Consider the following 13897-nt stretch of genomic DNA (forward strand, 5'->3'; position numbering starts at 1 on the left):
GTAGCTATGTACGGACGGGATAAACGCTGAAAGCATCTAAGCGTGAAGCCCCCCTCAAGATGAGATTTCCCAGTATGTAAGACCCCTTGAAGACGACGAGGTAGATAGGCTGGGGGTGGAAGTGCAGCAATGCATGGAGCTGACCAGTACTAATCGGTCGAGGGCTTATCCAATAGCAAGTGATAATTCGCATGTTTCGTTTCGAATCTAGTTTTCAGAGAATGATCTCTGAATGTAAGCTAAGCTATGCGTTTGGTGGCGATGGCGGAGGGGTTCCACACGTACCCATCCCGAACACGACCGTTAAGCCCTCTAGCGCCGATGGTACTTGGACCGCAGGGTCCTGGGAGAGTAGGACGCCGCCAAGCAATAGGAAAACACACTTGATGATATCGAGTGTGTCTTTTTTATTTTAATCCTAAATACTTATATAAACCTAAACAGCCCTGGTAAATAACCAAGGCTGTTTACTATTTCAATATTTATGAGAATGTTAAATAACTTTAAAAGGATCATTTCTTCTCTATCATCGATTTAAGTACAACATCTGTCTATACTTTCATTTGGTTGCAAGCCTCCCCAAGGATTGTAAGGGAGTTCTGCAATGCATGCTGGGTTTCCGAATCAATGATGACGCCTTGTTTGTTCATTTTCAATGTAATATGAGGAATGGTTAAACAGCCCTCCTGTAGAACTTGTGCATTGATCATGTTTAGTGTGAGCAATAAGGAAGCATGGGCTTTGTCACCTCCCATGGGGCTTGGGGAAGCAGCAATGACAATGGTGGGTTTATTGAGCCATTCTCCAGAAGATACAACCCAATCTAGTGCGTTTTTTAAGACCCCAGGAACGCCGTTTCCATACTCTGGCGTGCAGATAAGGACACCGTCCGAATGCTTAAGTTGGGCTCTCAAGTTCTGTACGGACACTGGACCCTCCTCGACATCGAGGTCAGGGTTAAAATGCGGCAGATCATTTAATCCATCATATACTTCAAACTTAAGGTTAGTGTGAGCCAGTTTAATCATGGCGTGCATTAGTAACGTATTGGAGGACTGATTGCGCAGACTTCCGGAAATGGCAAGGATATTTAATTCTTTTTTCATGGATATAGATCAACTCTATTCATTAGTAATGTAGGGCAATTTGTTTATTTTCCTCCTGTTTGAATGAGCTGTCTATAAAAAACGCATATAATTAAGGTATTCTTCATGTTAGTCAGGGAATATCCACAATTCTTCATCAAAAATGCATGCCATAGTTTGTATTACTCTGGGTAATAGAATGAAGAGATCACTTTAAAATAAACAACTAACGAAAGAATCATAATAAATATTTTATAAAATTAGTACCAAGTACTAAGACTTAGTGCTATAATGATAAAAAACAAGTGAGGTGACTACCGGTATGAATCATCAATCAAAGGCAACCATCACGGCAATGGGGACGTATGTACCGGATCGAATATTAACGAATGCTGATCTGGAGAAATTGGTCGAGACAAGTGACGAATGGATTGTACAGCGTACTGGTATGAGAGAACGGCGAATTGCAGCTGAAGATCAATTTGTATCTGACCTGGCTACGAAGGCTGTAGAAGATATGATACGTCGTTATGATGTAAGTGTAGAAGAGGTGGATATGATCCTTGTGGCTACAAGTACACCTGAATATGCTTTCCCAAGTACGGCATCCAGAGTACAGGCTAATCTTAAAATCCCACACACGGGTGTACTGGATTTAAATGCTGCATGCGCAGGTTTTACCTACGGACTACAGCTAGCCGACAGTCTGGTGACCAGTGGAATGTACCGCAAAGTACTGGTTATTGGAGCAGAGACATTATCCAAAATTACGGATTACACAGACCGCACGACTTGTGTACTGTTTGGTGATGGAGCGGGGGCCTTCTTGGTGGAGAGATCATCGGGTGCTGAAGGTGACTTTATGGCAGCCATATCAGGTACACATGGAGAAGGCGGTGTACATCTCTATAAGAGTGGTCTGTCTTCGGAGATGAATGGTGTGCCTTTACAGGGCGAAGGTTGTTTAGTTCAGAATGGGCGAGAGATTTATAAGTGGGCTGTACGGACGATTCCAGAGCAATTGGGTAAACTTATAACGAAAGCTGAATTAAGCCCTGACCAGATTGACTGGTTTGTCCCGCATAGTGCCAATATGAGAATGATTGAAGCTGTTTGCGAACGTGGTCCGGTTCCTTTGGAACGTACTTTAACCAGTGTCGAGTATCGGGGGAACACATCTGCTGCTTCCATTCCGCTTGCTTTACAGCTTGCAGTGGATGAAGGGAAATTGAAAGAAGGACAGAACGTAGCTCTCTTTGGCTTTGGCGGTGGTCTGACGTACGCAGGTCTGGTGCTGAAATGGGGCGTGCCAGGCAACGTTCAGGAATGAGTAACATCCGACGGTATGCAACACAAAAATAAATAGAGAACATAAAAGAGACCACCCAAACTTCATGCTGTCATGAAGAAGGTGGTCTCTTTAGTGGGTTAACTCGTTTCAAAAAAGTGATATGATTGCATCTATTTTTTGTGTTAACCGGAATTGCTTAATCCCATAAATATTTTACGGCGTAAGCTTAGGCGCTTGGCGGTGATGTGTACCTTGTTCGTAGCTGTAAGCCAGCTTGATCAAGGTTCCTTCATCAAAGGCACGACCAAGGAATTCCATGCCTACTGGCAAACCATCAGTTGTGAAACCAGCAGGGACCGTAATCGCCGGGAAGCCGGAGAAAGGACTCAATCGGTTGTTACCACCAGAGTTTTGTCCTTCGCCAATAACACCAGCGGCTTGTGTGGACGTAGGATAGATGATGGCATCCAGGTTGTTGTCTGCCATAACTTTCAGCAGGGACTCACGTGTAACTTGTGTACGTTTCAGGACGATGTCCTTGTATTCGGTAGTCTCCAACGTTTGGCGTGCATCCCGAGTCTTCATGGATTGCTCCTGAGATTTGTCGAACTCTCCGGAAGCGATGATCTCGGACAGACTGTGATATGGAGCGTTTGCACCCAATGAGTCCAGATAGTCATTCAGTTGGAACTTGAATTCATATCCGCTGAGACTTGGGTATTTGTTGATCTCAGTCAAGTTCGGGATGGAAATGGGAACTGCGGTAGCGCCCAGTGTCTTCAGTTCTTCCACAGCGGTGTTGATCACGTCAGCAACGGCTTTTTCTTCAGCTTTGGTACTTGGGATGAGTTCTGTGGCCACACCGATGCGTGCACCTTTCAGTCCGTTTACATCCAAGAAGTCTGTATAGCTGGATGGAATTTTGCCAACCGCGTAGGCTGTAGCGACATCCTTTTTATCATAGCCGGCTGTAGCATCCAACATGATTGCAGCGTCACTAACCGTACGAGCCATAGGCCCACCTACATCCTGTGTCAAAGCCAATGGGATAATGCCTTCGCGGCTAGACAGTCCGATGGTTGGACGGATACCTACAAGGCTGTTAAAGCTGGATGGGATACGGATCGAACCACCAGTGTCTGTACCCATACCGGCTGCAGCAAAGTTTGATGCAATGGCTGCACCTGTTCCACCGCTTGATCCACCTGGATAGTGTTCCAGGGCGTAAGGGTTCAGTGTTTGTCCACCCAATGAGCTGGATGTCGTGATGCCAAATGCGAATTCATGCAGGTTTGTTTTGCCCAAAATAATGGCGCCAGCTGCTTTGAGTTTCTTCACTTGTTCAGCATCGTGAGCAGGAATGGAATCTTTCAGACAGATACAGCCTGCGGTTGTCGGCATGTCATTGGTATCGAAATTGTCTTTTACCAAAACCGGAACGCCATGCAGAGGCCCGCGAGCACCTTGAGCTGCACGTTCTTCATCCAGTTGCTCTGCAATTTGGAGTGCATCCGGGTTCAGGGTTAATACGGCGTTGATGCTTACACCTTGATCATCGTATTTTTCAATGCGGTCCAGATATTTCTGAACCAGCTCTTTTGATGTCAGTTTTCCTTTCGTCATTGCAGTCTGGAGATCCATGATGGTTGCTTCCTCCAGGACAAACGGTTTTATGTAGTTATAAATGCGGTCTTTCAGTATGGAGAGGTCATTCTCGGTAAGTACAGCGTTTGGAAGGAAGAGGGAATCGGTATAACCTTTCATTAGCCCTGCCGTATTCAATGCACCAACAGCACCTGCGAAAGTGGCTTCATCCGGGACATCCTTGAATGATTCGGTAGTCGAATCCAGCTTGAGCCATTGTTGCAAGGCGACCGCAGCATCTTTACGTTGTACGGTTGTGCCGGAGAGCTTGTCCATGGTAAAAGGAACACCTGCAAGTGTAGCCGCTTCTTCCATAGCCTGAACAAATGCTGCCGGAGTAGCAGGCGCTTTTCCTTTGGATACAGCTGCTACTGTTGTTTTACTCGTAGGCGTTGCCGTTGCGGCTGATGCCGAAGGTACCGTTCCTCCCCATGTTGTGGCAACAACAGCACCTGCCAGTAACAAAGCCCCACTTTTTTTCAATACAGATCCATGATAAGTCATGCATCCACGCTCCCTTCCTGTGTCTCATTGATGTGTGTAGCAGCGATTCTGTTTCTATGCTTTTGACACATTGTATAGTTGTGTCAGGTAATCTTACAAGGTTTATATTTATCCAAAAAAACGTATACATCAATACTTTACAGTGTTAATACTTATTCATGCTTCTGTTTACATGTACTCAGAAAAACTATTACATATTATAATGTAAAGAAATATAACACGAACTCGATATGTTGATTAAACATGAGGTTATGGGATGCGAGTAGTTAGGAAGTAGAGATGACAGAGCATACCTTTAGTGTGAAATGATATAATGAAAAGATAGGAATAGAAGAGACATAAGGTATTACAGAGAGGAAGAGATATGAAGTGAAGACATTGGTACTCGCAGAAAAACCATCTGTAGCACGCGAAATAGCCAGAGTTATGGGTGCGCGTGATAAACATAAAAGTTATATGGAAGGCCCGAAATATATCGTTACCTGGGCGCTTGGACATCTGGTTGGATTAGCTGAACCCGAGGATTACGACAAAAAGTATGCAACATGGAATCTGGAGGACCTGCCCATTCTGCCAGAACGTACGAAACTGAAAGTACTTAAAGAGACCAATCATCAATATAAAGCCGTGCAGCAGCTGATGAAGCGTCAGGATGTGGGTGAGCTTGTCATTGCGACGGATGCGGCCCGTGAAGGAGAATTGCTGGCCCGTTGGATCATGCAGATGGCGGGGTGGAAAAAACCTTTTAAACGCCTGTGGATTTCATCCCAGACAGATAAGGCGATCAAAGACGGATTTGCTTCGCTGAAGCCAGGCAGTCAGTTCGACCGCCTCTATGAATCTGCACGTTGCCGGGCGGAGGCTGACTGGATGATCGGACTTAACGTGACCCGTGCATTAACCGTTCGTTTCAATGCCCAGTTGTCTGCTGGACGTGTACAAACTCCGACCTTGGGCATGATTATGGACAGGGAAAATGAAATTAACGGTTTCCGCTCGCAGGAGTATGAGACGTTAACGGCAGACATGGGAGGTTTTCAGGCTGTGTGGCGGGCAGCTGGAGGAGATTCACGAATTTTCGACCCTCAAGAAACACAAGAATTGAAGAAACGGGTAGATGGGCGCAAGGGCACGATTGCCCAAGTGAAGAAAAGCGAGAAGGTTGAGCCGCATCCACTGGCATATGATCTGACGGAACTGCAACGGGATGCCAACCGGAAATATGGTTTCTCTGCAAAGCAAACATCAAATGTCCTGCAACGTCTGTACGAACAGCACAAGCTCGTAACGTACCCACGTACGGACAGCCGGTACCTGACTTCCGATATGACAGCTACATTGAAAGAACGTTTGGACAGTGTAGCCATTGGACCTTATGCGTCTTTGGCACGTCCTTTGCTGCGCAAAAATCTGAATATCACCAAACGTATTGTGGATGACAGCAAAGTTACGGATCACCATGCGATTATCCCAACGGAGCAGACGGTGCTTTTGAATCAATTGAATCCAGAGGAACGCAAACTGTACGATCTGATCGTACGTCGTTTTATCAGCCTATTCTATCCGGCAGCGAAGTACGATTCGGTTGCGATCACGGTTCAGGTGGGGAATGACTCCTTCCATGTTAAAGGTACAACGGTGAAAGAAAGTGGATGGCGTGAAGTATACGGCGGCGATTACAGCGATGATGACGATGACCGTACTGATGATGCAGCAGACCATGAGCGTGCGCTTTTGCCAGATGTGCAGCAAGGGCAGTCCGTGACGGTTCAGCGTTGCCATATTAAAAGTGGACGGACGATGCCGCCCAAACGGTATACCGAAGCTGCTTTGCTTTCCCAGATGGAAAAGCATGGACTCGGCACTCCAGCTACACGTGCGGATATTATCGAGAAGCTGGTCAGTTCCGATACAATAGATCGTCAAGGCAACAGCATGCATCCAACCGGTAAAGGAAAACAGTTGATTGAACTGGCTGCCCCGCAGCTTCGTTCATCGGATCTGACTGCCCGCTGGGAAGCTGAACTGGAACGCATCGCTCGTGGGCAAGGGAAACCGGGGCCGTTTCTGGATAGTATCCGATCCATGGCAAAAGAGCTGGTGTCTACGGTAAAAGGCAGCAAAGCAGAGTACAAGCCGCATAATGTGTCCAATAGCCATTGTCCGGACTGTAATGCACGTTTGCTGGAGAAGAAGGGCAAGCGCGGCAAGTTTCTTGTATGTCCTACCGAGGACTGCGGGTATCGTCGTTCGGCAGAAAAGAGACTCTCCAATCGTCGTTGTGCGCAGTGCCACAAAAAGATGGAAATCAAAGAAGGTAAGGCGGGGTTATACGTACAATGTCTACCTTGTGGTATTACAGAAACGTTGGATAAGGACAAACAGCATGTGAACAAACGCGATCAGCAAAAGCTGGTGAAACAGTATGCTAAGCAGGAGTCCATCGGTTCCAATCTCGGTGATCTGCTGAAAGCGGCTATGGAGAAAAAGGGAGAGTAACACGCTTGAGGGTAGTTGAAGTCGTATAAGATCCTCCGTTTTCAGGCAACGTAAGCCAAGGAGGTGATACCTACATGCCGCATAACAAACCAGAGAAGATCCATAACCAGCAAAACAAAGACAGTATTCGGGAAGAGAGTATCGCTGTGCGCCCGGACAAAGCAGCCAAAAGAGCACCAAGCCTGAACGGTATTCCAAAGCAGGAGTCCTAGGTTAGAGCGAGGTTAGCGTTATTACACAAAATTGTGGTTCCCTACTCGGTGCGTTGAACATGTCTCTGATGAGGACTATAATGGAGACAGGGAGATGTCCCGGGACAGGGGGATCGCTAGAATTATATGCAAACCGGACTTATATTGTGGTTTTTATTTATTAATGTAGTTGGTTATCTGGTGATGTCGGATGATAAGAGGCGTGCACAACAGCGTCGTGACCGTACACCCGAACGGACGTTATTCTTATTAGCATTTATAGGCGGTGCTTTGGGAGTCTGGATCGCGATGTATCGGAAAAGGCATAAGACTAAACATCCAAGCTTCACCATTGGCATTCCATTGTTGTTATTCTTGAATGCGGTAATCTATGGTTACTTTATTCAATGAACACATGGAACAAATGCGTAACCATTCAAACAAGACTTACGCTGAAGTGAAAGGTGTATCATTAATTCGTCTGATATGTAAATTCATTCGTATAAATGGTTCATTGTGGTTCCGGAACGTTTAAGGAGTTACATGGTTCTGTTATTTAACTGTTAGTTTATTACATGTCAGACCGAAGCTTGCTTCGCGTGCTCTACATATAAAGGAAGGGACGGGATTCACATGTTATTTTCCAAAATATTAGTGGCTTATGATGGTTCCAAAGCTTCAAATAAAGCACTTGATCGTGCGATTGAGCTAGCGAAAGTGTCCCCAAATGCAGTACTGGATGTCATTCATGCTTTTGATTTCCCGCGTGTATTCATCGGTGAGGGACTGGCTCCATTGCCACCTTCACTTAATAATGACTATTACAATCTGGCCGTGCAGACGACGGATGAAGCGAAAGAACGAATTCAGGCTGCGGGTGTAACGGCCAATGTGGACCTGATTCAAGGAGCAGCTGCGGAAGTGTTGCTTGATTTTGCCAAAGAAAATGATTCTGATATCATTATTATTGGTAGCCGCGGACTGGGTGGTATTCGGGAATTTGTCCTGGGTAGTGTCAGTCACAATGTGGTTCAGCATGCGCAGGTTCCAGTACTGATCGTAAAATAATGGATGAAGTGTGTACGCACTGAAAAGCAGGAAGCCGGTTGTCTTCGAGAGATTGAAGAGGAGCCGGCTTTCTTTTATGGGATGAAATGGATGGTTAAGCGAATTTAAAGAAGCAATTTCCGAACATTATATTTGTCAATATGTTAAATGTTCGTCTTTAAGTTGACATTAGCTGTAGGGGATTGTTAGAATGTTAGATGTGTCGATCAGGTAAGAATAAGGTCGAGTAGGAACGAAATATGTAATAAGAGATTTCAAAAATGAACGAAGATAGTTTGATAGATATTTGCTCGTATAACGCCGGGAATAGGGCCCGGAAGTATCTACCCGGGAACCGTAAATTTCCGGACTACGAGGAGATACGGCTGAGAGTCGCATGCAACCAGATGCGGACAGCAAGCCCCCTTTTGGCATGCCCAAATGAGGGATACGTATTTCTTGGAGTCCGGTGTCCGGAGAAAATGTGATGTTTTCGCGGGTAGCGGATTTTTTCATTTCACACGTAATAAGAGTCCCTTAATAGTCAGATGTAATCAAAAAAGCGCAGACGGGAGTTGGATGTATTCATGTCACTGCAAGTCGCTGTAATTATGGGCAGCAAGTCGGATTGGGAAACGATGAAACATGCGTGCGAGGTGCTGGACGAGCTGGAGATTGGGTATGAGAAAAAGGTGGTCTCCGCCCATCGTACACCGGATCTGATGTTTGAATACGCAGAGCAGGCGATTGATCGAGGATTTAAGGTGATCATTGCAGGGGCAGGCGGGGCAGCACATCTACCCGGTATGGTTGCCGCCAAAACGATGCTTCCAGTCATTGGCGTACCGGTTCAATCCAAAGCATTGAACGGTCTCGATTCCTTGTTGTCCATTGTTCAGATGCCTGGTGGTATTCCTGTCGCAACTGTGGCGATTGGCAAGGCGGGGGCAACGAATGCAGGATTGCTGGCAGCTCAAATGATCGGTGCTTTTGACTCGGATGTCCAACGTCGCTCTGAAGCTCGCCGAGAGCGCATCAAACAAGAAGTACTCGAAAGCAGTGAAGAACTATGAGTAGTACAGGGAACCAATCCGGTATAGCAGGAGAGCTGAAAAATGTCCTGCTGCCGGGGAAGACAACCATCGGCATTCTAGGGGGCGGACAGCTCGGACGTATGATGACGCTCGCAGGAACGGCAATGGGGTATCGATTCGTTACTCTTGATCCCGCTGCGGATGCGCCTTGTGGTCAAGTTGCTCGTCAGATTGAAGCTGGTTATGACGATGCCAAAGCTGCACTTGAACTGGCTCGGCAATGCGATGTCATTACGTATGAATTCGAAAATGTGGATGCAGAAGTCGCTGGGCTGCTCGAGCGTGAGTCTTACGTTCCACAAGGAAGTGCGTTACTGTACACCACACAACATCGGTTGCGTGAAAAACGTGCGATCGAAGCTGCTGGAGTAAGAGTCGCGCCTTATCGTGAGATCACAAGTGTGGATACGATGCTTGCTGCTGTTAGCGAACTTGGAGTGCCGTGTGTACTGAAGACGGTGACTGGAGGCTACGATGGCAAAGGTCAACGGGTCATCCGGGAAGCAAGTCAGGCTGTTGCCGCATATGAAGAACTTGCAGCTACTGGTGCGGAACTGGTGCTGGAACAATTCATCAAGTTTGAATGCGAGATTTCGGTCGTTGTAGCGCGTAGTACAAATGGGGAGATCAAAACGTTCCCGCCAGCGGAGAACATTCATGTGAATAACATTTTGCATGCTTCAATTGTGCCGGCTAGAGTTGCTGCAGACATCCAGATTGAAGCACAGAAACTGGCAGCAGCGGTGGCAGAATCGATGAAGGCTGTTGGGCTACTGGCTGTGGAACTGTTTGTAGCGGCGGATGGAAGACTGTACGTTAACGAACTGGCACCAAGACCGCATAATTCTGGTCACTATACGATGGAAGCTTGTGCGACTTCTCAGTTCGAACAACATATCCGTGCGATCTGCGGATTACCACTCGGGGACACCTCGTTATTGAGTCCAGTTGTTATGGTCAATGTGCTTGGAGAACATCTGGAAGGCATTATCGCCAGAACAGGGCAACCTGATGCAGAAGCGATAGAGCTCGGTGTGATTCCCAAGCTTCATATATATGGTAAAACCGAAGCAAAAACAGGACGGAAGATGGGGCATGTGAATCTGCTCTGTCAGGATGTTGAAGAAGGATTGCAATGGATTGAACAAACTAACCTCTGGAGGAATACAAATTCATGATTGAACGTTATAGCAGACCCGAAATGAGAGCCATCTGGACCGAAGAAAACAAATTCCAATCGTGGCTGGAAGTTGAAATTTGTGCATGTGAGGCGTGGGCCGAACTGGGTGTAATCCCTAAGGAAGAAGCAGCATTGCTTCGTCAGAACGCATCTTTTGATATCGATCGCATCTATGAGATTGAAAAGGAAACACGTCATGACGTTATCGCATTTACACGTACGGTATCTGAAAGTCTGGGTGCAGAGCGGAAATGGGTGCACTACGGACTGACTTCCACAGATGTCGTGGATACGGCTCTGGGTTATGTACTGCGTCAAGCGAATGAGATTTTGGAAAAGGATATCGTGAATTTCATTGAAATTCTGCGTGAAAAAGCACTGGCTTATCAGCATACACCTATGATGGGACGTACGCACGGCGTGCATGCGGAGCCAACAACATTTGGACTGAAAATGGCGTTGTGGCATGAAGAGATGAAACGGAACCTGGAGCGTTTCCGCCATGCAGCAGACAATGTACAATACGGCAAAATCTCAGGCGCAGTTGGAACATATGCGAACATCGATCCGTTTGTCGAAGAGTTTGTCTGCGAGAAGCTGGGCACGAAACCTGCGCCGATCTCGACTCAAACATTGCAACGTGACCGTCATGCGGAATATATGGCTACACTGGCGTTGATCGCAACGTCCCTGGACAAGTTTGCTACAGAGGTACGTGCACTGCAGAAGAGTGAATTCCGTGAAGTGGAAGAAGCTTTTGCAAAAGGTCAAAAAGGATCTTCCGCGATGCCGCACAAGCGTAACCCGATCGGTAGTGAAAACATCTCCGGTCTGTCCCGCGTCATTCGCGGACATATGGTATCGGCATACGAGAACGTAACACTTTGGCATGAACGCGACATCTCACATTCTTCCGTAGAACGTATCATTCTGCCGGATGCAACGATGCTGCTGAACTACATGCTGAACCGTTTTGGTAACATCGTGAAGAACCTGACAGTATTCCCTGAAAACATGAAACGCAACATGGAGCGCACCTACGGGGTACCATTCTCCGGTCGCATCATGACAAAGCTGATCGACAAAGGTTTCAGCCGCGAGCAAGCATACGATACCGTTCAACCACGTGCGATGCAAGCATGGGAAGAACAACGCCAGTTCCAGGATATCGTGAAATCCACACCGGAAATTACGGAAGTGCTGAACGAAGAAGAAATCGCAGATGCATTCAACCCGTCATGGCACCTGAAGCACGTAGACACCATCTTCAAAAAGCTCGGCTTGAACGACTAATATATAACTCCCATAAGGCTATAGCGCAGAATGATGGTTCAGCAGGGAACGCAGAGGACAGAAATAAGCTGAAGAAGCAAAGCTAAAAACATTATGAAAGAAAGCTACTTCGGAAGCATACGCTGCGCCTTTATCAAATTTAGAACAAGTTTTACTCCCTAAAAGTATAGGTTGATTATGTGTTCACGCTGGAACGGAGAAGGCAGAAAAAACCTGAAGAAGCAAAGCGTTCGCCTTTATCCCCGGATTTTCACTTTGCAAAAGTGGAATCAAAAAATCTGGGGATAACAGCGATCGGAAGGTTGTTCTGCATTCGTAGTGGCCCCGCGTGATGAGGGGAATTGGACGTATACTTTACATCTCCTGAAAGAAGGTGAGCCCATGGCACTGTCCACTGCGGCAGATCTCGTTAAAGCACCTCTGTTATATAAAGGAAAAGTACGTGAATTGTACGATCTGGGTGAACATTTTCTGATCGTGGTTACTGACCGTATCTCGGCATTTGATTACGTGTTGGACCCGGCAGTTCCTGAGAAAGGAAACGTACTGAATAAACTCAGCAGCTTCTGGTTTGAACTGACGGGTGACATGATGGAGAACCACGTGGTGCATACCGATGTGAATCAACTGGGTGATCTCATCACAGACCCTGAATCGCTCAAAGACCGCATCATGGTAACTCGCAAAGCGGAACGCATTGATATTGAGTGTGTCGTACGTGGATACATCACGGGTGGGGGATGGAGACAATACGAGACGAGTGGTGAAGTGAATGGCATTAAACTGCCTGATGGACTTCGCAAAAACGCCAAGCTCGAAGTTCCCATTTTCACACCGGCAGCCAAAAACGATGTTGGTCACGATGAGGACATCCCAATGGATCGCATGAAAGAACTGGTGGGAGACGCACTCGCAGTTGAGCTTCAGGAAAAAAGCCTGCACCTGTACGAATTCGCCCGTGATTACTGTGATCAGCGTGGCATCATTCTGGCAGATTGCAAATTCGAGTTCGGCATCGTGGATGGCAAGGTCATCCTGATTGACGAAATCTTCACCCCAGATGCTTCACGCTTCTGGGCCAAAGAGAATTATGAACTCGACATCGAGATCGACAGTATGGATAAAGAGCCAGTGCGCACCTATCTCGCCGGAACCGATTGGGACAAGAACAGCAAACCTGATCCACTTCCACAAGAGGTAGTTGAAGCAACAACCGCAAGATACGTCGATATTTATAACCGTTTAACGAAATAATAAAGTTTAACGTTTGAGTGAGAGGCTATGGGAAAGTTTGGCTTTCGATCGCTGTTGCCCCCGGAATGTTTTGATTGGAATCCTTTTTTCAAAAGGAAACATTCCGGTTGCAAAGGCGAGCACTTCGTTTCTCTAGCTCAAATCTTTCCCTCCGCCAGTGTTCAAACTGGTGGGAGGCAATTAAGTGCGGTGGCTTCCCACAGGTAGGGGAAGCCTGAAAAATTAAGAGAATTAAATTCACTAATTACTAAAGTAACTTAAAGACCATTCGCCATTCACTGTTTTGAAGGAATGGTCAGGCTAGACCATTACACACCTTGCAACGTAAAAGGTTTAGGCCTTTAAAAAACGTCGCATGGACTAGCGGAGGGGCGGAATTGTTCTTAAAGGAGCGATAGCGTTCGCCTTTGTCACCGGGTTTTGACCGCACAGCGGGCCAAAAACAATCAAAAAACCTGGGGACAACAAGCGACCGGAAAGAACAATCCGCCCCGGAGCAAGCTCCACACCCCATTTTTAACAGCATAAAGCATTTATCCCGTTCATTACTGAGGAGGAACATAAGGATCATGATCAAAGCAACCGTATATGTCACTATTAAGCAAAGCGTACTCGACCCGCAAGGCGTAGCTGTTCAAGGAGCCCTGCATTCCATGGGATTCAATGAAGTGGAAAGTGTACGGATCGGTAAAGTCATGGAATTGAACCTGGATACAACAGATCGTGCGGAAGCGGAGAAACGTTTGAAAGTCATGTGTGAAAAGCTGCTGGCCAACACCGTTGTTGAAGATTACCGCTACGAATTGGAGGGTTAA

Annotated in this window: 12 protein-coding genes, 2 rRNA genes and 1 riboswitch; of the genes, 12 read left to right on the forward strand and 2 right to left on the reverse strand. The window is 46.7% G+C overall.

The annotated features are described in order from the left end of the window. Window positions 1–173: ribosomal RNA gene (locus PAEAM_RS00955) — 23S ribosomal RNA — on the forward strand; the annotation flags it as partial. Between the two features lie 78 nt (window positions 174–251). Then, a 5S ribosomal RNA gene (gene rrf, locus PAEAM_RS00960) occupies window positions 252–368 on the forward strand. Between the two features lie 183 nt (window positions 369–551). On the opposite strand, the gene PAEAM_RS00965 is transcribed toward rrf, so the two are convergent. Then, entirely contained in the window at window positions 552–1106 is a 555-nt protein-coding gene (locus tag PAEAM_RS00965; protein WP_036668406.1) for an NADPH-dependent FMN reductase, read from the reverse strand. A 301-nt stretch (window positions 1107–1407) separates the two neighbouring features. On the opposite strand from PAEAM_RS00965, the gene PAEAM_RS00970 reads away from it, so the two are divergent. Further along, complete coding sequence (locus tag PAEAM_RS00970) at window positions 1408–2415, forward strand: ketoacyl-ACP synthase III (RefSeq protein ID WP_100526307.1); 1008 nt, start codon at window positions 1408–1410, stop codon at window positions 2413–2415. Window positions 2416–2589: 174 nt separating this feature from the next. On the opposite strand, the gene PAEAM_RS00975 is transcribed toward PAEAM_RS00970, so the two are convergent. After that, a complete protein-coding gene (locus PAEAM_RS00975; protein WP_100526308.1) occupies window positions 2590–4524 on the reverse strand; it encodes an amidase family protein in 1935 nt (644 codons plus the stop codon). Between the two features lie 369 nt (window positions 4525–4893). On the opposite strand from PAEAM_RS00975, the gene PAEAM_RS00980 reads away from it, so the two are divergent. The 9 genes from PAEAM_RS00980 to purS all read left to right on the forward strand — a co-directional run bounded on the left by PAEAM_RS00980 (window position 4894) and on the right by purS (window position 13897). After that, window positions 4894–7023 (forward strand): DNA topoisomerase III, encoded by a 2130-nt coding sequence (locus PAEAM_RS00980; protein ID WP_100526309.1) that lies wholly within the window; start codon window positions 4894–4896, stop codon window positions 7021–7023. A gap of 74 nt (window positions 7024–7097) precedes the next feature. Then, window positions 7098–7235, forward strand: a complete 138-nt coding sequence (locus PAEAM_RS31655; protein ID WP_017690703.1) for a hypothetical protein — start codon at window positions 7098–7100, stop codon at window positions 7233–7235. A 126-nt stretch (window positions 7236–7361) separates the two neighbouring features. Next, window positions 7362–7625 carry a DUF1294 domain-containing protein gene (locus tag PAEAM_RS00985; RefSeq protein ID WP_017690702.1) on the forward strand — a complete coding sequence of 88 codons (264 nt, stop codon included), beginning with the start codon at window positions 7362–7364 and terminating at the stop codon, window positions 7623–7625. Window positions 7626–7847: 222 nt separating this feature from the next. Beyond that, a complete protein-coding gene (locus PAEAM_RS00990; protein WP_047840488.1) occupies window positions 7848–8282 on the forward strand; it encodes a universal stress protein in 435 nt (144 codons plus the stop codon). Between the two features lie 270 nt (window positions 8283–8552). Continuing rightward, window positions 8553–8654: riboswitch (purine riboswitch) on the forward strand. Window positions 8655–8848: 194 nt separating this feature from the next. Further along, entirely contained in the window at window positions 8849–9334 is a 486-nt protein-coding gene (purE, locus tag PAEAM_RS00995) for a 5-(carboxyamino)imidazole ribonucleotide mutase (protein WP_076320045.1), read from the forward strand. Then, window positions 9331–10533 (forward strand): 5-(carboxyamino)imidazole ribonucleotide synthase, encoded by a 1203-nt coding sequence (gene purK / locus PAEAM_RS01000; RefSeq protein WP_076320044.1) that lies wholly within the window; start codon window positions 9331–9333, stop codon window positions 10531–10533. The genes purE and purK overlap by 4 nt, the downstream gene beginning before the upstream one ends. Beyond that, entirely contained in the window at window positions 10530–11828 is a 1299-nt protein-coding gene (purB, locus tag PAEAM_RS01005) for an adenylosuccinate lyase (protein ID WP_036668399.1), read from the forward strand. The genes purK and purB overlap by 4 nt, the downstream gene beginning before the upstream one ends. A 381-nt stretch (window positions 11829–12209) precedes the next feature. Beyond that, entirely contained in the window at window positions 12210–13082 is an 873-nt protein-coding gene (locus PAEAM_RS01010; RefSeq protein WP_100526310.1) for a phosphoribosylaminoimidazolesuccinocarboxamide synthase, read from the forward strand. Window positions 13083–13651: 569 nt separating this feature from the next. Further along, complete coding sequence (gene purS, locus PAEAM_RS01015; RefSeq protein WP_017690695.1) at window positions 13652–13897, forward strand: phosphoribosylformylglycinamidine synthase subunit PurS; 246 nt, start codon at window positions 13652–13654, stop codon at window positions 13895–13897.

The sequence above is a fragment of the Paenibacillus sp. GM1FR genome, assembly GCF_002803315.1.
Classification (GTDB): domain Bacteria; phylum Bacillota; class Bacilli; order Paenibacillales; family Paenibacillaceae; genus Paenibacillus; species Paenibacillus amylolyticus.

Coding starts and splice junctions, on each gene's coding strand:
- PAEAM_RS00985 (WP_017690702.1), top strand. CDS start 7,362: ATGCAAACCGGACTTATATTGTGGTTTTTATTTATTAATGTAGTTGGT.
- purS (WP_017690695.1), top strand. CDS start 13,652: ATGATCAAAGCAACCGTATATGTCACTATTAAGCAAAGCGTACTCGAC.
- PAEAM_RS31655 (WP_017690703.1), top strand. CDS start 7,098: ATGCCGCATAACAAACCAGAGAAGATCCATAACCAGCAAAACAAAGAC.
- PAEAM_RS00975 (WP_100526308.1), bottom strand. CDS start 4,524: ATGACTTATCATGGATCTGTATTGAAAAAAAGTGGGGCTTTGTTACTG.
- PAEAM_RS00965 (WP_036668406.1), bottom strand. CDS start 1,106: ATGAAAAAAGAATTAAATATCCTTGCCATTTCCGGAAGTCTGCGCAAT.
- purB (WP_036668399.1), top strand. CDS start 10,530: ATGATTGAACGTTATAGCAGACCCGAAATGAGAGCCATCTGGACCGAA.
- purK (WP_076320044.1), top strand. CDS start 9,331: ATGAGTAGTACAGGGAACCAATCCGGTATAGCAGGAGAGCTGAAAAAT.
- purE (WP_076320045.1), top strand. CDS start 8,849: ATGTCACTGCAAGTCGCTGTAATTATGGGCAGCAAGTCGGATTGGGAA.
- PAEAM_RS00990 (WP_047840488.1), top strand. CDS start 7,848: ATGTTATTTTCCAAAATATTAGTGGCTTATGATGGTTCCAAAGCTTCA.
- PAEAM_RS00970 (WP_100526307.1), top strand. CDS start 1,408: ATGAATCATCAATCAAAGGCAACCATCACGGCAATGGGGACGTATGTA.
- PAEAM_RS01010 (WP_100526310.1), top strand. CDS start 12,210: ATGGCACTGTCCACTGCGGCAGATCTCGTTAAAGCACCTCTGTTATAT.